This window comes from Actinocorallia herbida, assembly GCF_003751225.1.
Classification (GTDB): Bacteria; Actinomycetota; Actinomycetes; order Streptosporangiales; family Streptosporangiaceae; genus Actinocorallia; species Actinocorallia herbida.
Map to the genome: position 1 here is coordinate 8,484,061 of NZ_RJKE01000001.1, position 21,381 is coordinate 8,505,441.

General features: G+C 71.3%; 19 protein-coding genes. 7 read left to right on the forward strand and 12 right to left on the reverse strand.

The window, feature by feature from the left end:
• Nucleotides 1-184: 184 nt before the first annotated feature.
• From EDD29_RS38495 to EDD29_RS38505, 3 genes are read right to left on the reverse strand one after another with little or no spacing between them, the layout of a single operon-like run.
• On the reverse strand, nucleotides 185-1,126 hold the full coding sequence (locus EDD29_RS38495; RefSeq protein ID WP_123669106.1) for an SDR family oxidoreductase: 942 nt from the start codon (nucleotides 1,124-1,126) through the stop codon (nucleotides 185-187).
• Nucleotides 1,123-2,049 (reverse strand): bile acid:sodium symporter family protein, encoded by a 927-nt coding sequence (locus tag EDD29_RS38500; RefSeq protein WP_123669107.1) that lies wholly within the window; start codon nucleotides 2,047-2,049, stop codon nucleotides 1,123-1,125. The genes EDD29_RS38495 and EDD29_RS38500 overlap by 4 nt, the downstream gene beginning before the upstream one ends.
• Nucleotides 2,049-3,359 carry a flavin-containing monooxygenase gene (locus EDD29_RS38505; protein ID WP_123670952.1) on the reverse strand — a complete coding sequence of 437 codons (1,311 nt, stop codon included), beginning with the start codon at nucleotides 3,357-3,359 and terminating at the stop codon, nucleotides 2,049-2,051. Before EDD29_RS38505 ends, EDD29_RS38500 begins: the two co-directional genes overlap by 1 nt.
• 139 nt (nucleotides 3,360-3,498) lie before the next feature.
• Here EDD29_RS38505 and EDD29_RS46595 point away from each other — a divergent pair, with 139 nt between their 5' ends.
• The 3 genes from EDD29_RS46595 (at nucleotide 3,499) to EDD29_RS38520 (ending at nucleotide 6,986) form a co-directional block, all read left to right on the forward strand.
• Complete coding sequence (locus tag EDD29_RS46595) at nucleotides 3,499-4,851, forward strand: hypothetical protein (protein WP_123669108.1); 1,353 nt, start codon at nucleotides 3,499-3,501, stop codon at nucleotides 4,849-4,851.
• Nucleotides 4,852-4,927: 76 nt separating this feature from the next.
• Nucleotides 4,928-5,479, forward strand: coding sequence for a TetR/AcrR family transcriptional regulator (locus EDD29_RS38515; protein ID WP_211360142.1), 552 nt, complete (start codon nucleotides 4,928-4,930; stop codon nucleotides 5,477-5,479).
• A 103-nt stretch (nucleotides 5,480-5,582) separates the two neighbouring features.
• A complete protein-coding gene (locus EDD29_RS38520) occupies nucleotides 5,583-6,986 on the forward strand; it encodes a DHA2 family efflux MFS transporter permease subunit (RefSeq protein WP_123669110.1) in 1,404 nt (467 codons plus the stop codon).
• Nucleotides 6,987-6,990: 4 nt separating this feature from the next.
• Here EDD29_RS38520 and EDD29_RS38525 read toward each other — a convergent pair whose 3' ends face one another.
• The 3 genes from EDD29_RS38525 to EDD29_RS38535 form a co-directional block, all read right to left on the reverse strand.
• Entirely contained in the window at nucleotides 6,991-8,652 is a 1,662-nt protein-coding gene (locus EDD29_RS38525) for a phospho-sugar mutase (protein ID WP_123669111.1), read from the reverse strand.
• A complete protein-coding gene (locus tag EDD29_RS38530; RefSeq protein WP_123669112.1) occupies nucleotides 8,649-9,446 on the reverse strand; it encodes a purine-nucleoside phosphorylase in 798 nt (265 codons plus the stop codon). Before EDD29_RS38530 ends, EDD29_RS38525 begins: the two co-directional genes overlap by 4 nt.
• Before the next feature lie 134 nt (nucleotides 9,447-9,580).
• Entirely contained in the window at nucleotides 9,581-10,039 is a 459-nt protein-coding gene (locus tag EDD29_RS38535) for a gamma-glutamylcyclotransferase family protein (protein ID WP_123669113.1), read from the reverse strand.
• 54 nt (nucleotides 10,040-10,093) lie between these two features.
• Between EDD29_RS38535 and EDD29_RS38540 the strand changes: the two genes are divergently transcribed.
• A complete protein-coding gene (locus EDD29_RS38540) occupies nucleotides 10,094-11,482 on the forward strand; it encodes an NAD(P)H-quinone dehydrogenase (protein ID WP_246053225.1) in 1,389 nt (462 codons plus the stop codon).
• A 57-nt stretch (nucleotides 11,483-11,539) separates the two neighbouring features.
• Here EDD29_RS38540 and EDD29_RS38545 read toward each other — a convergent pair whose 3' ends face one another.
• The 6 genes from EDD29_RS38545 to EDD29_RS38570 all read right to left on the reverse strand — a co-directional run bounded on the left by EDD29_RS38545 (nucleotide 11,540) and on the right by EDD29_RS38570 (nucleotide 18,219).
• Nucleotides 11,540-12,070, reverse strand: a complete 531-nt coding sequence (locus tag EDD29_RS38545; protein ID WP_123669115.1) for a PH domain-containing protein — start codon at nucleotides 12,068-12,070, stop codon at nucleotides 11,540-11,542.
• 95 nt (nucleotides 12,071-12,165) lie between these two features.
• Nucleotides 12,166-12,783 (reverse strand): hypothetical protein, encoded by a 618-nt coding sequence (locus EDD29_RS38550; RefSeq protein ID WP_148086239.1) that lies wholly within the window; start codon nucleotides 12,781-12,783, stop codon nucleotides 12,166-12,168.
• 184 nt (nucleotides 12,784-12,967) lie between these two features.
• The gene (locus tag EDD29_RS38555) at nucleotides 12,968-14,260 is read right to left on the reverse strand and encodes an ABC transporter permease (protein WP_123669117.1); all 1,293 of its coding nucleotides are present in this window, start codon (nucleotides 14,258-14,260) and stop codon (nucleotides 12,968-12,970) included.
• Nucleotides 14,257-15,513 (reverse strand): ABC transporter permease, encoded by a 1,257-nt coding sequence (locus EDD29_RS38560; protein ID WP_246053226.1) that lies wholly within the window; start codon nucleotides 15,511-15,513, stop codon nucleotides 14,257-14,259. Before EDD29_RS38560 ends, EDD29_RS38555 begins: the two co-directional genes overlap by 4 nt.
• Nucleotides 15,506-17,053 carry an ABC transporter ATP-binding protein gene (locus tag EDD29_RS38565; protein ID WP_123669119.1) on the reverse strand — a complete coding sequence of 516 codons (1,548 nt, stop codon included), beginning with the start codon at nucleotides 17,051-17,053 and terminating at the stop codon, nucleotides 15,506-15,508. Before EDD29_RS38565 ends, EDD29_RS38560 begins: the two co-directional genes overlap by 8 nt.
• A 92-nt stretch (nucleotides 17,054-17,145) precedes the next feature.
• Nucleotides 17,146-18,219, reverse strand: coding sequence for a BMP family lipoprotein (locus EDD29_RS38570; protein ID WP_211360143.1), 1,074 nt, complete (start codon nucleotides 18,217-18,219; stop codon nucleotides 17,146-17,148).
• A 234-nt stretch (nucleotides 18,220-18,453) separates the two neighbouring features.
• Between EDD29_RS38570 and EDD29_RS38575 the strand changes: the two genes are divergently transcribed.
• The 3 genes from EDD29_RS38575 (at nucleotide 18,454) to EDD29_RS38585 (ending at nucleotide 21,361) form a co-directional block, all read left to right on the forward strand.
• Nucleotides 18,454-18,867: a cytidine deaminase gene (locus EDD29_RS38575; RefSeq protein WP_123669120.1), complete on the forward strand. Its 414-nt coding sequence runs from the start codon at nucleotides 18,454-18,456 to the stop codon at nucleotides 18,865-18,867.
• 137 nt (nucleotides 18,868-19,004) lie between these two features.
• Complete coding sequence (locus EDD29_RS38580) at nucleotides 19,005-20,282, forward strand: thymidine phosphorylase (RefSeq protein ID WP_123669121.1); 1,278 nt, start codon at nucleotides 19,005-19,007, stop codon at nucleotides 20,280-20,282.
• The gene (locus EDD29_RS38585) at nucleotides 20,279-21,361 is read left to right on the forward strand and encodes an adenosine deaminase (protein ID WP_123669122.1); all 1,083 of its coding nucleotides are present in this window, start codon (nucleotides 20,279-20,281) and stop codon (nucleotides 21,359-21,361) included. The genes EDD29_RS38580 and EDD29_RS38585 overlap by 4 nt, the downstream gene beginning before the upstream one ends.
• The last annotated feature ends 20 nt before the right edge of the window (nucleotides 21,362-21,381 follow it).

The window sequence follows — 21,381 nt, forward strand, 5'->3', positions numbered from 1 at the left end:
CGGCCGCCCTTCGGCGTCCCAGGGGCGGGTCGGCGGTTCCGGCGCGGGACGGTCGACGCGGTCGGTGGGCGTCGGCGCGGTGGTCGATGCGCACGACGTGGACTTCGCCGCCCGTGGGCGGACGGCAGGAGCCGGACCATGCCGTCCCGGCCCGATCCGCCGGGACCGAACTCCCGTCGCATGATCAGGGGCGGGTGCGCCAGGCGTGGAAGGCTTCGGGGGTGGTTTTGGCGGGGGTGTAGCCGAAGACGGATTTCAGGCGGGCGTTGTCCAGGACGGGGCGGTACTGGAGGAAGCGGGTCTGCTCGGGGCCGTAGGGGGTGAGGCCCAGGGGCTTGGCGAGGGCCAGGGCGGCGCGGAGGACGGGCTCCGGGATGGGGAGGGTCTTCTTGCCGAGGGCCTCGGCGATCTGGTCGATGGTGAGGGTGCCGTCGCCGGCGACGTTGTAGGCGCCGGGAGGGGCGGTGGTGGCGGCGCGTTCGATGATGGCGACGACGTCGGTGTCCCAGATGAAGACGAAGGGGGAGGCCGAGCCTCGGATCTTGAGGAGGCGGGGGCGGTCGAAGAGGGCGGTGATCTGGTTGTTCACGCGGTCGCCGAGGATGGTGCCGATGCGGAGGACCACCTGCTCCAGCTCGGGGTTCGAGGTGCGCAGGTCGGCGAGCATCCCCTCGACGAGGCCCTTGTGGTGGCTGTAGGCGAACTCGACGTTGCCCCGGACGGGCTGGTCTTCGGAGATCAAGGGCGGGTTGTCCGGGTGGTACCCGTAGGCGGCGCCGCTGGAGGAGACGACCACGCGGCGGACCCCGTGCGTCAGGCAGGCGTCCAGGACGTGCCGGGAGCCTTCGACGTCGACCCTGTACTCCAGCTCGCGGGACGAGTCCTTGCCCGGCGTGACGATCGACGCGAGGTGCACGACCACCTCCGGCGCGGCCTCCGCGAACGCGCGGTCCACCGCGGCCGCGTCCGTCACGTCCATGACGACGTGGCTGAGCCCCGGCACGGCGGCCCCGGACGTCTCCGGGACGCGCAGGTCGGCGCCGACGACCTCGTGGCCCGCCGCCGCGAGCCCCCGCACGACCGATGATCCGAGGAACCCGAGGGCTCCGGTGACGAGGATCTTCACGCTTCCTCCAGACGGGGCGCGACGGCGGCGCGGGTGGTGCGCGTCCGCCAGAACTGGGCGAGCGCGAGGCCCGCGATGATGTCCCAGATGCCCCACCAGGCCGCGGCGAGGGCCATCCCGCCCAGCCCGCCGAAGAAGGTGAAGACGAGCAGGAGGCCGAGCCCCGCGTTGCGGATGCCCATCTCGAACGTCATCGCCTTGACGCTCGCCGCGGGCAGCCGGGCGGCGCGGCCGATGCCGTAGCCGAGGGCGAGGGAGAGCGCGTCGTGCAGGAAGACCGCGAGGAGGACCACGCCGATGTGCGCGGTGAAGACCGCCCAGTTGTTGGCGAGGCCGATGCCGATGACGGCGCCGAGCGCGAGGAACGACACCGGGCCGACGACCTTGTGGGCGCGCGCGGCGAAGGCAGGGAAGAAGTGCGCGATGGCGATGCCCGCGGCGAACGGCACCGCGATGACGAAGGCGATCTCGCCGAGCATGTCCCACACGCCGAGGTCGATCTCGGCGAGCAGGTCGCGCCCGGTCGGGTGCAGCCCGCCCCAGAACGCGACGTTCAGCGGCATGAGCACGACGGCGAGCACGTTGCTCACCGCGGTCATGGACACCGACAGCGCGACGTCGCCGCCGGAGCGGTGGGTGAGGATGTTCGAGACGTTGCCGGGCGGGCAGCAGGCGACGAGGATCAGCCCGAGCGCGACGGACCCGCGCAGGTCGAGCGCGAGCGTCAGCAGGAACGTGACGGCCGGGAGCAGGAGGAACTGGGCGGCGACGCCGATGGCGATGGCCCCCGGCCGTCTGACCGCGGCGGCGAAGTCGGCGACCTTGGTGTCGAGGGCGATGCCGAAGAGGATCGCGCCGACGACGATCTTGAGCGTGGTCAGGGAGCCCTCGTCGAAGGCGATGCCGATCGCGTCGACGTCCATCAGCCGCGGCCCTTCAGCTCGGCGGTCGCGGCGCGGACCGCGGTCCGGTAGGCGTCCTTGTTGACGTAGTAGGCCATCCGGTCGAGGCCGAGGTACCGGTAGCCGCCGCTGAGGTCGGGCCGGGGGCCGTGGATCTTCGTGGCGAAGGCGGCGGCCCGCTCGGGCGCCCCGGCCAGCGCCGCGAGGTAGGACGCGACGAGTTCGGCCTGCTCCGCGCGGCCCTGCCAGCCGATCCCGGACGCCTCGATCATGCCGAGCACGAAGAGGCCGGGCGCGGTGTCGCTGAAGATGTTGAGGTAGAGGTCGGGGGCGGCGCCGGTCCAGCGCAGCAGGGCGGGATCGACGAACGGGTAGTGCAGCCGGTACCCGGTGGCGAGGATGACGAGGTCGTAGTCGGTCCGGGTGCCGTCGCGGAACTCCACGGCGCGGCCGTCGAATCGGGAGATGTCGGGCCGGACGGCGAGATCGCCGTGGCCGAGGTGGTGCAGGATCAGCGAGTTCACGATCGGGTGCGACTCGTAGATCCGGTGGTCGGGCTCGGGGAAGCCGAACCTGACGGGGTCGCCCGTGAAGAGCTTGAGTATCCGCCCGTCGATGGCCTGCTTGATCCGGGCAGGCAGCGGCTTGCCCTGGTTCAGGGTGTCCGCGGGCTTCCCGAAGAGGTACTTCGGGACGAAGTGGTAGCCCCGCCGGACGCTGATGTCGACGGACGCGGCGTGGTGGACGGCGTCCACGGCGAGGTCGCAGCCGGAGTTGCCCGCGCCGACGATGAGCACCCGCTTGCCTGCGAGCTGTGCCGCCCGCTTGTAGGCGCTGGTGTGGATGACCTCGCCGTCGAACTTGCCGGAGAAGTCGGGGAGGTTCGGTTCGCTCAGGGTCCCATTGGCGAGGACGACGCCTGCGTGCCTGCGGGTGACGGCGCCTTCCGGCGTGTTGACGGTGACGTCCCACCCCTCGGCCGTGTCTCCTGTACCGACGGGCTCGGCTTTCACGACTTCGCTACGGAAGGCGAACCCGTCGCGAAGGCCGTACTCGGAGGCGTAGGCCCGGAAGTAGCGCAGCAGTTCGCGGTGCCCGGGGTAGTCGGGGGCGGAGTCCGCCATGGGGAACTCGGCGAACTGGGTCGTCGTCTTGGACGAGATGAGGTGGGCCGACTCGTACACGGTGCTGCGCGGGCCGTCGATGTCCCAGAGGCCGCCGACGTCCCCGGCGAGCTCGTAGCCCGTCCAGGGGATGCCGTGGCGCTGAAGGGCGCGGGCTGCGGCGAGCCCGGACGGACCGGCCCCGATCACCGCGTAGGTCTCGGTCATGTCCGGCATTGTCCTCTAAACCTACTTGGAATACGAATTTCCCCTGCATGTGGTGCAGGCCACAGTAGAGGAAAGGGCGGTGCTGAGGCTTAACAGCGGCTTTGCCAGTAGGTGGAAGGGGTTCCAGCAGGATGGAGTCATGAGATCACTGCGACTGCTGATCCTGGTGTTCGTCCTGCTCGTCGCAGGCGGCATCGGGTCGGCGGGCGCTCTCGCGGACGCGTTCCCGCAGGCCGGGGCGGCCCGGTTCGACACCCCGTCGCCCGAGGTGATCTCCACCCTGCGCGCCGACCGCTTCTACGCCGCCCCCGACCAGACCTCCCTCGACGCCGCGGGCGTGGCCCGCGTCAAGGCGGCGGTACGCGACGCGTCCTCGCCGGTCTACATGATGGTCACCAAGGACCTCGGCACCGCGCAGGAGAGCAACCAGTACCTCGCGGCGGCCGCCAACGCGGTCGGCAGCACGGGCGTGTACGCGCTGCTGTCCGGCCGGCACTTCACCGCCGGATCCCTCGGCCAGACAGGGCTGCGCCGCGGACAGGCCGCCACCCTTGCCTCGCAGGCCGCGAGCGAGCACCGGGGCGATCCCGCGTCCGGCCTCGTCGCCTTCGTGAACGACATCGACGTGGCGAGCGGCACCAAGCCGTCCACCACGAGCAGCGTGACCACCTACGCCTTCCTCGGCCTGATCGTCGCGCTCGGCCTCGGAGGGCTGTTCTACGTGCGCGCGTCCCGCAAGCGCAGGCGGATCGAGGACGCCCGGCAGATGGCCGAGCTCAAGAGCGGCGTGGACGAGGACGTCACCCGTTTGGGCGAGGACATCGCCGGGCTCGACCTCGACCTCGCCGACCCGAAGGTCTCCCAGGAGGCCAAGACCGACTACAGCCATGCGCTCGACGCCTACGACCGCGCGAAGGTCTCCGTAGAGCAGGCGGCGAGGCCGGCCGACATGCAGCGGGTCACCGAGGCGCTCGAAGACGGCCGCTACTCCATGACGGCCGTGCGCGCCCGGCTCAACGGCGAGCCCGTCCCCGAGCGCCGCGCGCCCTGCTTCTTCAACCCCCAGCACGGCCCGTCGGTCCGCGACGTCATGTGGGCGCCCCTCGGCGGCCAGCCTCGCGAGGTCCCGGCCTGCGCCGCCGACGCCGAGCGCGTCGAGCGCGGCGACGACCCCGAGGCCCGCATGGTCGAGGTCGCAGGGCAGCGCCGCCCCTACTGGGAGGCCGGACCCCAGTGGGCGCCTTACGCCGGCGGCTACTACGCGGGCTACGGCGGCCTCGGCATGCTCAACAGCATCCTGCTGGGCACCGCCATCGGCTCCATGTGGGGCGGCGGCTTTGGCGGCGGTTACGGCGGCCAGGACGGCGGCGGCGACTGGGGCGGAGGCGGCGGTGACTTCGGCGACTTCGGGGGCTTCGGCGGAGGCGGCTTCGGGGGCGGAGGCGGCTTTGGCGGAGGCGGCGATTTCGGCGGGGGCGGCGGCGACTTCTGACCGGATCCTGCCGACCTCGGGATCCCGGTGCTCTCGGGGCTTCCAAAGTTAGTTATCAGCCACTAACTTATCTCCCATGAGCCCGAGGATGAGTGCCGAGGACAGGCGGGAGAGCGTCATCGCCGCCGCGCTGACCGAATTCGCGCGCGGCGGGTACGAGGGCACGTCGACGGAGTCGATCGCGCAGCGGGTCGGGGTGTCGCAGCCCTACCTGTTCCGGCTCTTCCCCAACAAGCGGGCCATGTTCCTCGCGGCGGCGCTGCGGTGCGCCGAGCGGACGCGTGACACGTTCGTGGCGGCGGCCGAGGGGATCGACCCGGAGGCCGGTACCGAGGGCGTCAAGGAGGCTCTCGGGGACGCCTACCTGGATCTCATCGCGGACGGCGAGCTCGTCATGATGCAGATGCAGATGCAGGTCGCGAGCCACCAGGCGGCGCGGGCGGGCGACGCCGAGTTCGGCGAGACGATCCGGGCCGGCTGGACCGACCTCGTCGACACCGTCCGCGTGCTGCTCTCCGGCGACGACACGGCCACCGGCGACTTCATGGCCCAGGGGATGCTCATCAACGTCCTCGTCGCCCTCGGCTACCCGCAGGACCACCGCATCTGGAACTGCGCCCGATCCTGACCCTCCGCACGCCCCCGGCTCAAGAACCGACCCCCCGAAGAGGGCGCCTTAGGCCCTCCGACGGCCCAGAAAGTTAGTGACCGATCACTATCTAGGAGACCCGATGCGCAGCCAACGCGCGACGCTCGTCTGGACCCTCGTCATCACCGGCCTGGCGGGCTTCATGGCCTCGCTCGACAACCTCGTCGTCACCACGGCGCTCCCCTCCATCCGCACCGACCTCGGCGGCGGCCTGGAGGACCTGGAGTGGACCGTCAACTCCTACACGCTGACCTTCGCCGTCCTGCTGCTGTTCGGCTCCGCCCTCGGCGACAGGTTCGGCCGCCGCAGGATCTTCGGCATCGGCGTCGCGGTCTTCACCGCGGCCTCCGCGGCGGCCGCCCTCGCCCCCGGGATCGAGGCGCTCATCGCGGCGCGGGCCGTCCAGGGCGTCGGCGCGGCGATCATGATGCCGCTGACCCTCACGCTGCTCACCGCGGCGACCCCGGAGAACCGCCGCGGTCTCGTCTTCGGCATCTGGGGCGCGATCAACGGCCTCGCCGTGGCGTCCGGACCGCTCGTCGGCGGCGCCCTCACCGAGCACCTGTCCTGGCAGTGGATCTTCTGGCTGAACGTGCCCGTGGGCGTCGCGCTCATCCCGCTCGCAAGGCTGCGCCTGAACGAATCCCGCGGACCGTCCGGCCGCCTCGACGTCACCGGCACGCTCCTGGCGAGCGCCGCGCTCTTCGCCGTCGTCTACGCCCTCATCCGCGGCAACACCGACGGCTGGACCAGCGCGCCCGTCCTCTCCGGGCTCATCGTCGGGCCGCTCCTGCTCGCCGTCTTCGTCGCCTGGGAACTGCGCGCCCCGCACCCGATGCTCCCGATGCGCCTCTTCCGGTCCCGTGCCTTCAGCGCCATGAACGCGGCGAGCCTTCTGATGTTCGCCGGGATGTTCGGCTCGATCTTCCTGCTCAGCCAGTTCCTCCAGACGGTCCTCGGGCACTCGCCCACCGAGGCCGGCCTGCGGATGCTGCCCTGGACCGCGATGCCCCTGGTCGTCGCGCCCATCGCGGGCATCCTGTCGGACCGGATCGGCGGCCGGCCCGTCGTCGCGGCGGGCCTCGCGCTCCAGGCCGTCGGGCTCGCCCTGTTCGCGCTGGTCGCGGCCCCGGACGTCGCCTACACCACCCAGCTTCCGTCCCTGATCATCAGCGGAATCGGCATGGGCCTGTACTTCGCGCCCGCGGCCGGGGTCGTCATGGCCTCGGTCCGGCCCGAGGAGCAGGGCATGGCGTCCGGCGCCAACAACGCGCTGCGCGAGCTCGGCGGCGCGATCGGCGTCGCGAGCCTCGCCGCGATCTTCGCCGGGCAGGGCGGCTACGCCTCCGGGCAGGCCTTCACCGACGGCCTGGTGCCCGCCCTGTGGGCCGGGGCCGCGATCGTGGCGGCGGGCGCGGCGGCGGCGCTGGTGATCCCCCGCCGCGTCCGGGAGGCCGAGGCCACCGAACTGGTGGCCGCCGCCTGAGCCGCTAGGGCAGGAGCGCCGCCAGGTCCGTCCGCAGGGACGCCAGGGCCTCGGCGGCGCTCTCGCGCGCTCCGGCGACGTCCCCTTCGGCGACCGGGACGACGACCTCGAGGTAGGACTTCAGTTTCGGCTCGGTCCCCGACGGCCGGATGACGACCCGGGCGCCTCCCTCGAGAGTGAGCCGCAGCCCACTCGTCGGCGGAAGCCCGCCGGCCCCCTCGGCGAGATCCTCCACCGCCAGGACGGCCCGTCCGCCGAGCACGGAAGGCGGCGACTTGAGCAGGTCGGCCACGGCGCCGTCGATGAGCGCCCGGTCGGAGACCCGGACCGAGAGCTGGCTCGTCGCGTGCACCCCGTACCGGATCGCCTGGTCGTCCAGAAGGTCGAGCAGCGTACGCCCCGCGGCCTTGGCCTCGGCCGCGAGGGACGCGACGGCCAGGGCGGCCCCGATCCCGTCCTTGTCCCGCACCGGGGCGCCCTCCGCGCCGCCTACGCAGTAGCCCAGCGCCTCTTCATAGCCGAGGACGAGCCTCTGCCCCGGTCCGCCCCCGCGCATGATCCATTTGAAGCCGGTGAGGGTCTCGGCGAAGGCCGCCCCGTGCGCCTCGGCGATCCGACCCAGCAGCGACGACGACACGATCGTCGTCGCGAGCAGCCTGTCGTCGCCCGCGGTGTGCCGCAGGACGTGCTCGGCGAGCAGCCCGCCGACCTCGTCGCCGGTCAGGGCCCGCCAGCCCCCGCCCGGCAGCGGAACCGCGACGGCGCAGCGGTCCGCGTCGGGGTCGTTGGCGATCGCCAGGTCGGCGCCCGTCCGCTCGGCCAGCGCGAGGAGCAGGTCCATCGCCCCCGGCTCCTCCGGGTTCGGGAACGCCACGGTGGGGAAGTCCGGGTCCGGCAGACACTGCTCGGGCACCGTGAACGCGGCGGTGAACCCCGCCCTGAGGAAGGCCCTCAGAAGAGTCTCGGCCCCGACCCCGTGCAAAGGCGTGTAAGCCACCGAGACGTCACGGGCCTCGCCGAGCGGCAGGCCCTTGAGCGCGTCCAGGTAGGACTCCTCGGCCTCCGGTCCCAGGACCTCCCACGTCGGGTCGCCCTCCCGCGCCTCCTCGGGCGGCACCCCCAGGGGCAGTTCGTCGACCCGGCCCACGGCGGCGATGGCCGCGGCGATCTCGGCGTCCACGGGCGGCACGATCTGCGCCCCGTCCGACCAGTACACCTTGTAGCCGTTGTCCTGCGGCGGGTTGTGGCTCGCCGTCACCATGACCCCCGCGTCGGCCCCCAGATGACGCACGAGGAACGCCAGCACCGGCGTCGGCAGCGGCCCCGGCAGCACCCTGCACCGCACGCCCATCCCGGTGAGGACGGCGGCGGTGTCCAGCGCGAACCGCGCGGAGTTGTGCCGGGCGTCGTAGCCCACCACGACGCCCGCCCCGCCGCGCGGGACCCGGGCCCCGACGCCCGCGGCGGCCCGCATGACCGTCACCCGGTTCATCCGGTTCGGCCCGGCGCCGAGCGCGCCGCGCAGCCCGGCCGTCCCGAACTCCAGGACGGCGCCGAACCTCTCGGCCAGCGCCTCGTCGTCCGCCAGGAGCGCCGCCAGCTCGGCCCTGGTCACCGGGTCCGGGTCCTGGGCGAGCCACTCCTCGGCGCGCTCGCGCAGGGTCACAGCCGCTCCACCACGGTCTTCAGCAACACGCCCATCCGGCCCGCCGCCGCGCGGCCCGCCTCCAGCACCTCGGCGTGGTCGAGCAGCGCGTCCGACAGGCCCGCCGCGACGTTCGTCACCAGCGAGACGCCCAGGACCTCCGCGCCGCCCTCACGGGCCGCGATCGCCTCAAGGACCGTGGACATGCCGATGAGGTCGGCGCCCAGGGTGCGCAGCATCCGGATCTCGGCGGGGGTCTCGTACGTGGGGCCGCGGAAAGCCGCGTAGACGCCTTCGGCGAGCGAGGGGTCGGCCTCAAGGGCGAGGGCGCGCAGCCGCTTGGAGTACACCTCGGTGAGGTCCAGGAAGGACGTGCCCGTAAGCGGGTTCGCCCCGGTGAGGTTGAGGTGGTCGCTGATGAGCACCGGGTCGCCTATCGACTGCGTCTCCGGCCGCAGCCCTCCGGCCGCGTTGGTGAGCACCACGGTCTTGACCCCCGCGGCCAGCGCGGTCCGCACCCCGTGGACCGCGGGCTCCACGCCGCGCCCCTCGTACAGGTGGGTGCGGCCGAGGAAGACCAGGACGTTCTTGTCCCCCACCCGCAGCGCCCTGACCTTGCCCCCGTGGCCCGCGACGGCGGGGGCGGTGAAGCCCGGCAGCTCGGTGAACGCGATCTCGTGCGCGGGCTCGCCCAGCGCGTCGGCGGCCGGGACCCACCCCGAGCCCGTCACCAGCGCGACGTCGAACTTCGGGTACGTCAGGGCGGTCAACGCGGCGGCGGCGCGCTCGGCGAGTGCATAAGGGTTGTTCTCCACCCGCCCAGCCTAGGGGCGGGATCGGGGCCTTACGCGGCCCGAACCTCCCAAATTCCCCGATCACAACGCGCCCGGTTTGTTCCGTTCTACAGCCGGACGCCCGGGTCCGACCGGCACGGGAACGCAGCCGGGGGTCACAGCTCGGAGCCCAGCGTGTCGCACGGTCGTTCGCGCAGCTCCTTCACATAGATCTCCGGCGCGCCCGCCCGCTCGGCGGCGTCGGCGATGATCCCGATGAACCGCGCCGACGGAAGGCCGCCCTCGTAGGCGTCGAGCACGTAGATCCAGGCGAGCTCCTCACCGAACAGGGTCTGCACCCGCACCCTGATCTTGGTGTAGAGCCCCTGCTCGTGCCCTTCCCACGCGTCGAGAGCCTGCTCGTCCAGCTCCGTGACGTCGTAGAGGGCCACGAAGGTCTGCGAGGTGTGATCCTCGACAACAGTGGCCAGGGCGCCGTCCCAGCCGATCTCCTCACCGCCGAACGTCAGGCGCCAGCCCTGGAGCCAGCCCGTGTCGCGCAGCGGCGAATGCGGGGCGCGCAAGGCCATCTGCTCGGGATCCATGTTGGAGGCGTATGCCGCGTACAGAGCCACGCTGACAGAGCCTACCGGCCCATCCATCGACGACCTTAGGAAAGAATGGGCGTTGTGAGCACGCGTATCGTAATTCTGGGTGGAGGGCCGGGCGGCTACGAGGCCGCGCTGGTCGCGGCGCGACTCGGCGCCGACGTGACCGTGATCGAGAAGGACGGACCCGGCGGAGCCAGCGTGCTCTACGACTGCGTCCCGTCCAAGACGCTGATCGCCACGTCGGTCCGCATGTCGGTGCTGAGCGAGTCCGGCGCCCTCGGGGTGAACTTCGACGGCGGCGCCGACGGCGAGGTCGGCGGCGTCAAAGCGGACCTCGCGCTGATCAACAAGCGGGTGAAGGACCTGGCCCGCGCCCAGTCCTTCGACGTGGCCGACCGCCTCGGGTACGAGGAGGTCAAGATCGTCCGCGGTGAGGGCAGGCTCGACGGGCCCCGCGCGGTCGTCGTCGGCGAGCGCCGTATCGAGGCCGACGTGATCATCGTCGCGACCGGCGCGACCCCCCGCGTCCTGCCCGGCGCGGAGCCCGACGGCGAGCGCATCCTCACCTGGCGCCAGCTCTACGACCTTCCCGAGCTGCCCGAAGAGCTGATCGTGGTCGGCTCCGGCGTCACCGGCGCGGAGTTCGCGGGGGCCTACCTCAGCCTCGGCTCGAAGGTGACTTTGGTCTCTTCCCGTGACCGGATCCTGCCATCACAGGACGCCGAGGCCGCCTCCGTCCTGGAGGACGTGTACCGGCGGCGCGGCATGAACGTCATGGGCCGCTCCCGCGCGGGCGCGGTGGAGCGTTCCGGCGACGGCGTCGTGGTCACCCTCGAGGACGGCCGCAAGGTCCACGGCTCGCACTGCCTGATGACCGTCGGCATGGTCCCCAACACCCGCGGCATCGGCCTGGAGGCCGCCGGGGTGAAGCTCGGCCGCGGCGGCTACGTCGAGACCGACAAGGTCTCCCGGACCTCGGTGCCGAACATCTACGCCGCGGGCGACTGCACCGGCGTGCTCGCGCTCGCCTCCGTCGCGGCGATGCAGGGCCGCATCGCGGTCTGGCACGCGCTCGGCGAGGCGGTCCAGCCGCTCAAGCTCGGCTGGGTCAGCTCCAACATCTTCACCGACCCCGAGGTCGCCGCGGTCGGCGTCACCCAGGCGATGGTCGACAACTGCGAGGTCGACGCCCGCACCGTCATGCTGCCGCTCAACACGAACGCGCGCGCCAAGATGCAGGGCTTCGAGGACGGCTTCATCAAGCTCTTCTGCCGCCGCTCGACCGGCATCGTCCTCGGCGGCGTCATCGTGGCCCCTCGCGCCAGCGAACTGATCATGACCCTCGCCGTCGCCGTCCAGCAGCACCTGACGGTCGACCAGCTCGCCCACACCTTCACGGTCTACCCCTCGCTGTCGGGCAGCATCCAGGAGGCGGCGAACCGCCTGACGGTCGACTCGGCCTACTAGGCCCTCCTTCGCACGGACGGCCCCGCTCACAGGCCGGCCGGGCGCCTCGCCGAATCGTCAGACGAGCGCGGCGATCACCAGGAGGGCCAGGGGGGCCAGGACGGCGGCCAGGGCCGGGATCGACCAGGTGGGGCGGGGCTCGGCGGTCGGGGCCGCGGGGGCCGCGTTGCGGAGCTCCTCCAGTTGTTCCGCGGCGAAGGTGACCGGGGTGCGGGAGGCGAGGTCTTCGGGACTGGCCCGGGCGGCGGTGGCGGCCTTGCGGGCGGAGACCTGGACGGCCCAGGAGTCGATGTGGCCTCCGGCGTGGTCGAAGGACAGGGCTCGGCCTGTGCCGATCTTCCGGACCGTGCTCCAGGGGAGCCGGGTCGTTTTGAAGGGGTTCTCGATGGAGACGCCCGTCTCGTCGCCGCGGACGGCGGGGCGCAGGCCCATCACGTAGGCGAGGCCGCAGGTCAGCAGAAGGACCGCGGTGACGATCAGGGACGCCTTGTCGCGGCCGCGCAAAGCCAGGTCCACGAAGTTCACCGCCGCGAACACCAGCCACACCCAGCCCAGCACCCACCCGGTCCGCGACCTGAACACCTTCATCGCACCAGGCTATCGACGGCCCGCCCCGGGCGGCGAAGGACGCCCTGGTGCGGGCCCGGCCCCGTCCTGGACGGGGCCGGGCCGGCGCGGGGCCGTCAGGCGCGGGTGAAGGTGTAGTCGAAGGTGCCCGTATGGACGAAGCCGCCGGAGTCGCCGGAGGTCGACCGAGTGATCTTGAGGGTCTTCTTGGAGCAGGTGTAGTCGCCCCGGGTGATCGCGAGGGAGTCCCAGTAGCGGCTGGGCTTCACGGCGGTCCTCAGGGGCTCGTCGACGTCGTAGGTGATGCCTTCGGCCCTCTCCGGCGTCTCCTGGGTGTAGCTCGCCGTGGCGTCGCCCTTGGCCGTCTTGTTCACGACGGTGAGCTTGCCCTTGGTGTTCCCGGTGCGCATGAGGCCCGCGGTGAACGACCCACGGTAGATCTCGAACCCGCCCGTCCCGTCGTACCCGAACGAGATGTTCTGCTTTGTCGACTTCGAGAAGTCCAGCTTCATGGTCTTGGGCCCGATGATCAGGCGGGTCCCGGTGGAGCCGCCGTGCGTCGTCGTGACCCTTTTATCCTCGAAGGTCCCCTCGAAGACGACGCTCTGCCACGTCATCGTCCAGGTCCCGATCGCGCACGGCGCCGCGGCCCCCGCGGCCCCGGCCGCCCCGCCGCCGACGGCCGCCACGCCCGCGACCGCCATGCCGAAAGCCATCGCAACGGCTCGAAACATCAGCCCATCCCGTCACTCGCAGTAGTCAGGAGTCACCTGCATACACCCCTGCTCCGCGGCCGTTCCGGCCGTCACCGAATCGGGCACCGGAGGTTCGCCCGGCATCTAGGGGAATGCCGACGCATCTTTGCGTCGGCCTTCCCCTGTCATGACCCGGCGGTGGACGCCGGCCCGCGCGGCCCGGTCAGGACTTCACGTAGGGCTGGCCGTCGGCGGCGGGCGCTCGGACATACCCGACGAGCCCGGCCACGGCGAAGATCGTGGCGAGGTAGGGCAGCATGCGGAGGAAGTCGGTGGGCAGGGGGGTCTGCATGAGCTGGATGGCGTCGGAGAAGCCGCCCGCGAAGCCGAAGAGGAGGGCGGCCCAGAGGGCGCCGACCGGGGACCAGCGGCCGAAGATGACCGCGGCCAGGGCGATGAAGCCCTTGCCGGAGGCCATGTCCTTGTTGAAGCTGATGTTGGTGCCGATGGTGAGCCAGACGCCGCCCAGGCCGGCGATGAGGCCGGCGACGAACATGTTGAGGTAGCGGGTGCGGATCACGTTGACGCCCACGGTGTCGGCGGCCGTCGGGTGCTCGCCGACGGCGCGGGTGCGCAGGCCCCAACGGGTGCGGAACAGCACGATGTGGACGGCGACGATCAGCAGGATCGTCACATAGAACAGGACGTTCTGGTGGAACAGGACGGGGCCGACCACGGGGAGCTCCGCCAGGAGCGGGATCTTGATCGGCGGGAAGGCCATCGCCTTGTTGTACTTGTCCGGTTCCGTCCGCATGACCCGTTCGTAGAAGAACCCGGTCAGGCCGGTCGCCAGCATCGTCAGGACGACGCCGAGGACGACCTGCTCGACGAGGTAGCGCTGGGCGAAGACGGCGAGCAGCAGCCCGAACAGGCCGCCCGCGAGCACGCCCGCGACGAGCCCCCACAGCAGGGAGCCCGACACCGACGCGGTGAACGCGGCGAGGCACGCGCCCAGCAGGAACTGGCCCTCGATGGCCACGTTGATGACGCCGGACCGCTCCCCGAGGACGCCCGCGAGCGCCCCCAGCACCAGCGGGACCGCCGCGATGACCGTCGCGTCGAGGATCGAGGCGACGTTGATGCTCTTGGCCGCCGCCGCCCACGTCATGAACGCGGTGACGTACAGCAGGAAGAACGCGCCGAGCACGACCGCGTTCCACCGCTTCGGCAGGTCCACCGCGATCCGGAGCGCCCCGCACAGCGCGGCGAGGACGCACAGCGCGATCGCCACCGGCGCGGACGGGAACGTCACGTCGGGCACGGTCATGCCGGTCGCGTCCGACAGGTTGAGCACGAACGTCGTGTCGGTCCCGTCGGTCCGCCCGCCGAGCCCGAACGCCCAGAGCCCGTAGAGCGCGACGACGATCATCGCGATCCCGCCGTACAGCCTCCCCCGCCGAGCACGGGCGCCCGCAACAGGCGCGAGATTCTCCGGCGCCAGAACTGTCGCTGTCAACCGTTCCATCCCTTCGATGCGAGGGCTGCTTCGGGGGCGGTGCCGCCTCGGAGGCGGAAGAGGCCGCGGACCAGGGGCGGGGCGGCCACGAAGAGGACGATGAGGGCCTGGATGACGCCGACGATCTCGATGGAGACGCCCGCCTGGCCCTGCATGGCGCGGCCGCCCGCCTGGAGCGCGCCGAACAGAAGGGCGGCGAAGACCGTCCCGATGGGCGAGGCGCGGCCGAGGAGCGCGACGGTGATCGCGGTGAATCCGAGGCCGGCGTCGATCTGGGCGGTGAGGGCGTGCGAGGCGTTGGTGGTGCCGAGGACCTGGGTGGCGCCGACGACGCCCATGAGCGCGCCGGAGATCGCCATCGCGAGGATCTGGGCGCGGCCGACGCTCATGCCCGCGGTTCGCGCGGCGGCGGCGTTGGCGCCGACCGCGCGCAGCTCGAAGCCGAGGGTCGAGCGGTTCAGCAGCCACCAGGAGAAGAGGACCGCCGCCGCCGCGAGGAACAGCCCGAAGTTGACGCGCAGGCCCGCGCCGTCCGGGAGCCAGCCGAGGAGCCTGGGCAGGAGCGCGTTGTCCGACACCGACTGGGAGACGGCGTCGTTGCGGTCGGGGTTGCGGAACAGCTCGGTGGTGATGACCCAGACGAGGAAGGCCGCGGCGATGTGGTTGAGCATGATCGTCACGATCACCTCGTGCGCGCCGGTCCTGGCCTTGAGGAACCCGACGAGCCCGCCGTAGAGCGCGCCGCCGAAGATGCCCGCGAGGACCGCGGTGACGATCGCGACGCCGGGCGGCCCGGTGACGGTGAAACCGACGTAGTTGGCGCAGATCGCGCCCATGATGAGCTGGCCCTGGCCGCCGATGTTGAACAGCCCGGCCTTGAACGCCAGGCCGATCGCGAGGCCGCCGAGCAGCAGCGGGGTCGCCTCGGTGAGGGTCTCGCTGAGCGGGCCGAGCGCGGTCGCGGCGTTCCAGGAGCGGTCGGGGTTCCAGACGGCGCCGGTGAACAGGGCCTTGTAGGCGGTCCACACCGCGTCCCAGGACGCGCTGAGGGCGTCGCCGGGGCGGGTGAAGAAGTACCCGAACGTGCCGCGGACCTCGGGGTCGGACACGATGATGAGGACGGCGCCGACGGCCATCGCGAGGACGATCGAGAGCAGGGTGGTGAGCCAGCCGACCCCGTCGACCATCTCGTCGGCGATCCGCCGCCACGGGGAGCGCCGGGGGTCCCGCGCGGGGAGTTCCTTCTCACTCATCGGCGGCATCCTCTGCGGCGGTGTGCGTGGCTGTCTCGTCGGGGTGGGCCCCGGCCATCAGCAGGCCGATCGTCTCCGCCGACGTGTCGGGCGGCACGATCGCCATGATCTTTCCTCGGTACATGACGGCGATCCGGTCGGCCAGCGCGAAGATCTCGTCCAGTTCGGTGGAGATCACCAGAACGGGGCGGCCCTCGTCGCGCTCGTGCACGATCCGCTTGTGGATGAACTCCATCGCGCCGACGTCGACGCCGCGGGTCGGCTGGGAGACCAGCAGCATCCGCAGCGGCCGGGACATCTCCCGGGCGACGACCACCTTCTGCTGGTTGCCCCCGGAGAGGTGCGCCACGTGCGTGTCGATGGAGGTGGTCCGGATGTCGAACTCCGCGACCCGGTCACGCGCGTTGCGGCGGACCTCGGCGACGTCCATCGACCCGCGCCGCCCGAACGGCGGCCGGTCGTAGAGGTCGAGCACGAGGTTCTCCGCGACGCTCGCGCCGCCGACGAGCCCGTCGTGGGAGCGGTCCTCAGGGACGAAGCCGAGTCCGGCGCGCAGCCTGTCGCGCGGCGTCTTGCCGAGGAGCTCGGTGCCGTCGAGGGTGATCGACCCGGCTTCCGGCTCGATGAGCCCGAGGACGGCCTGGGCGAGTTCGGTCTGCCCGTTGCCCTGGACCCCCGCGACGCCGAGGATCTCGCCGGGCGCGATGTCGAAGCCGATCCCGTCGACCACGGGCTGGCCCGCGGCGTTCCGCACGGTCAGGTCGCGGACGGCGAACGCGGGAGGCGCGCCGGTCTCTTGCACGGGCGCCTTGTCCACGCGCAGGCGGACCTCGCGGCCGACCATCAAGGAGGCGAGTTCGCTTTCGGACGCCGACGGCAGGGCCGTACCGACGACCGCGCCGCGCCGGATCACGGTGATCCGGTCGGCGATCGCCCTGACCTCTTTGAGCTTGTGGGTGATGAAGACGATGGCCTTGCCCGCCGCGCGCAGCCCGCGCATGACGGTGAACAGCTCCTCGGTCTCCTGCGGGGTGAGGACCGCCGTCGGCTCGTCGAGGATGAGGAAGCGGGCGTCGCGGGTGAGCGCCTTGACGATCTCGACCCGCTGCTGGAGGCCGACGGGCAGGTCGCCGACGACGGCGTCCGGGTCGACTTCGAGGCCGTACCGGGTCGAGACGTCGCGGACGTGCGCGCGGGCGGACTTCCGGTTGAGGAACCCGCTCTTGGTGTGCTCGTCGCCGAGCATGACGTTGTCGGCGACGGTGAAGACGGGGACCAGCATGAAGTGCTGGTGCACCATCCCGATCCCGGCGTTGATCGCCGAGCGGGGGCCGTCGAGGGCGAGGGGTTCGCCGTCGACCAGGATCTCGCCCTCGTCGGGCTGGTAGAGCCCGTAGAGGATGTTCATCAGGGTGGACTTGCCCGCGCCGTTCTCACCGAGCAGGCAGTGGATCTCCCCCGGGGTGATCTCGAGGTCGATCGCGTCGTTGGCCACCAGGGAGCCGAAGCGCTTGGTGATGCCCCTGAGTTCAAGAGCCACCCTGGACACCTCTTCCGAAACTGAGGGGCGGACGTACGGGTGCGGCCCCTCGGGGACGGACGCGGTGTCCGTCCCCGGGGAGCCGCCGGGGGTCAGGAGGCCTGCGGCTGAGACGGAGAGGTGATCTTGATCGTGCCCGACGTGATGTCGGTCTTGATCTGCTCCAGCTCGGCCTTCAGGTCCGCCGGGACCTTGGCGTCGAACTCGTGGAAGTCGGCGAGGCCCGTGCCGCCATTGTCCAGGGTGCCGAGGTAGGACCCGGTCAGGGGTCCCGCGGCCGACTTGGTGACGGCCTCTTCGACGGCGCCGCTGACGTTCTTCAGCACCGAGGTGAGGAAGACCGAGCAGTACTCGGCGACCGACTCGCAGCCGTCGGAGTCGACCCAGATCACGCTGACCTTGCCGCCGGACTCCTTGGCCGCCGCGGCCGCGCCGAGGCCGGTGCCGCCCGCGACGGGGAAGATGACGTCCGCGCCCTGCTCGATGAAGCCCGCGGAGATGCTCTTGCCCTTGGCCTGGTCGCCGAAGTCACCGGCGATGGAGCCGCTCTTGGGGTTGGCCTCGTCCCAGCCGAGGACCTCGACCTTCTTGCCCTTCTTCTCGTTGAAGTACTTGACGCCCTCGTAGAAGCCGTCCATGAAGATGGTGACGGGCGGGATGGCCAGGCCGCCGAAGGTCGCGACCTTGCCGGTCTTGGACATCGCGGCGGCGAGGTAGCCGGCCTGGAAGGAGCTCTGCGCGGTGTTGAACTCCATGCCGTAGATCTTCTGGCCCGCGACCGAGGGCGAGTCGACGATGGCGAACTGCTGGTCCGGGTTGGCCTTGGCCGCCTCGGTGGTGGCGTCGCCCATCAGACCGCCGACCGTGACGATGGTTTCGCAGCCCTTGGTGACCAGCTGGCCGATGTTCGGGATGTAGTCGTTCTCGCTCGTGGAGGCGATGTACTCGGCCTTGCCCTTGGTGGCGGTGGCGCCGGCCTGCATGCCCTTCCAGGCCGAGGCGTTGAACGAGCGGTCGTCGATGCCGCCGGTGTCGGTGACCATGCACGAGAGCGGGCCCGCCTCGGCGGTGCCGCCGCCCTTGTTCTCGTCGGGGGCCTCACCGCAGGCCGATGCCAGTAGCGCGAGACCAGCCAGACCGGCAGCGAGCCGGATCCCCTTGGACACTTCTGCCTCCAGATTCGTCCGAGCCACGGCAACCGTTGCCTGGCTTGTCGATACCCACAGGTTCACCGTCCGTGGCGGTAACAGTCGACACACCGGTGCAACTTGTGGGCATACCGTTACGTAACAGACGTGATCAGGTCATGGATATCGTCATACGTGTGACGGCAACGATAACCAGCAAAGCGTAAGAAAGCGAGCCCCGCTCTGACCTGCTCCGAGGGCTACGCTCACGGCATGACCGCCATCGACTGGGCCGCCCTGAGGGCCGCCGCGAGCGCCGCCATGGAGCGCGCCTACTGCCCCTACTCGCACTTCCCGGTGGGGGCCGCGGCGCTGACCTCGGACGGCAGAATCGTCACGGGCAGTAATGTCGAGAACGCTTCACTCGGCATTACCCTGTGCGCCGAATGCAGCCTGGTATCGGCGTTGTTCGGCGCGGGCGCCCCCTCGGACCTCTCTTTCACCGACCCGCCCCGGTTGCTCGCCGTGAGCGTCGTCGACCGCGAGGGACTCCCCTTGACCCCCTGTGGCCGCTGCCGTCAGCTCCTCCACGAACACGGCGGCCCGTCCCTCCAGTTGGAGACCGACACAGGCGTCCGCCCCCTCTCGGAGTACCTCCCGAACGCCTTCGGCCCGGAATATCTGTAACCAGAACTTAAAAATCAGGGGCCCGCCTTCCGCGCACCAGGTGCCGCACACCTCGCGTGATCACCGCGGAAGGCTATAGTCATACGTGTGACTCCTCAGGGAGTAGGGCGTACCCACTGAAGGAGGGGGACTGCGCGATGGACGTCATCGACGTGATCGTCACCAAGCGGGACGGTGGGGAGCTCAGTACGGCACAGATCGACTGGGTGATCGAGAACTACACGTCCGGTGCGGTGGCCGACGAGCAGATGTCCGCGCTGAACATGGCGATCCTGCTCAACGGAATGGACCGGCGGGAGATCTCCGACTGGACGAAGGCCATGATCCGCAGCGGCGAGCGGATGGACTGGAGCGCGCTCGACCGGCCGACGACCGACAAGCACTCCACCGGCGGGGTCGGCGACAAGATCACCCTCCCGCTCTCCCCCGCGGTGGCCGCGTGCGGCGGCGCGGTGCCGCAGCTGTCCGGCCGGGGCCTCGGCCACACCGGCGGCACCCTCGACAAACTGGAGTCCATCCCCGGCTGGCGGGCCAGGCTGTCCAACGCCGAGATGCTCGCCGTGCTGCGCGAGGCCGGGTCCGTCATCTGCGCCGCGGGCGAGGGCCTGGCGCCCGCCGACCGGAAGCTGTACGCGCTGCGCGACGTCACCGGAACCGTCGAGTCCATCCCGCTCATCGCCTCGTCGATCATGTCCAAGAAGATCGCCGAGGGGACGTCCGCGCTGGTCCTGGACGTCAAGACCGGATCCGGCGCGTTCATGAAGACCCCTGAGAGGGCACGCGAGCTGGCCAGGACCATGGTCGAGCTCGGCCATGACGCCGGGGTCGACACCGTCGCGCTGCTCACCGCGATGGACCGGCCGCTCGGCCGCACCGCGGGCAACGCCCTCGAGGTCGCCGAGTCCCTGGAGGTGCTCGCCGGGGGCGGGCCCGCCGACATCGTCGAGCTGACCGTCGCGCTCGGCCGCGAGATGCTCGCCGCCGCCGGGATCTACGGCAAGGACCCCGCCGACGCCCTGCGCGACGGCACGGCCATGGACCACTGGCGGCGCATGATCATCGCGCAGGGCGGCGACCCCGACGCGCCCCTGCCCGTCGCGCGCGAGACGCACACCGTCACCGCCCCCGCCTCCGGCGTCCTCACCCGGCTCGACGCCCTCGCCGTCGGCGTCGCCGCGTGGCGGCTCGGCGCGGGCCGGGCGCGCAAGGAGGACCCGGTCAGCGCGGGCGCCGGCATCACCTGGCACGCGGTGCCCGGCGACCGCGTCGAAGCGGGACGGCCCCTGTTCACCCTGCACGCGGACGAGCCCGTGCGCTTCGAGCGCGCCCTCCAGGCGCTGGAGGACGCCTGTGAGATCGTGCCGGACGGCGTGCCGCGGCTGCTGCCGCTGATCATCGAGAGGATCGTGCCGTGACGAGTGCGACCACCACAGTGCTGCCGACGCTCGCGGAGATCCGCCGCGTCCCCAAGGTGCTGCTGCACGACCACCTGGACGGCGGCCTGCGGCCCGCGACGATCATCGAACTCGCGGAGCGGTACGGCTACACCGGCCTGCCGGAACGCGATCCCGAGGCGTTGCGCGCCTGGTTCCGCGCCTCCGCCGACAGCGGCTCCCTGGAGCGCTACCTGGAGACGTTCTCGCACACCGTCGCGGTGATGCAGACCGCCGACGCCCTCCACCGGGTCGCCTACGAGTGCGCCGAAGACCTCGCGGCCGACGGGATCGTCTACGCCGAGGTCCGTTACGCACCGGAGCAGCATCTCGTCGGCGGACTGTCGCTGGACGAGGTCGTCGAGGCCGTCAGCGCGGGCTTCGCCGAAGGGGAGCGCGACCACGGCATCAAGATGCGGTCCCTGCTCACCGCGATGCGGCACCAGGCGCGCAGCCGGGAGATCGCCGAACTCGCCGTGCGGTACCGCGACCGGGGCGTGGCCGGGTTCGACATCGCCGGGGCCGAGGCGGGCAACCCGCCGACCCGGCACCTCGACGCGTTCGAGTACCTCCAGCGGGAGAACGCGCACTTCACGATCCACGCCGGGGAGGCGTTCGGCCTCCCGTCGATCTGGCAGGCGATCCAGTGGTGCGGGGCGGACCGGCTGGGCCACGGCGTCCGGATCATCGACGACATCGTGCGGGTCGGGGAGGGCGCCGAACTGGGGCGGCTCGCCCACTACGTCCGGGACAAGCGGATTCCGCTGGAGATGTGCCCGACGTCGAATCTCCAGACCGGGGCCGCCGCGTCACTCGCCGAGCACCCGATCGGACTGCTCACCCGGCTCCGTTTTCGAGTGACGGTGAACACAGACAACCGTTTGATGAGCGGGACGACCCTCTCAGAGGAATTCCGCAAGCTCAGCGAGGCCTTCGGCTACGGTTGGGAGGATCTGCGGTGGTTCACGCTTAACGCTGTGAAATCCGCGTTCATCGACTTCGACGGCCGGTTGGAGATCATCAACGGGATCGTCAAGCCCGGTTATCCCGACTTGCGCTAGGTTAGGCCGACCTAGATCGT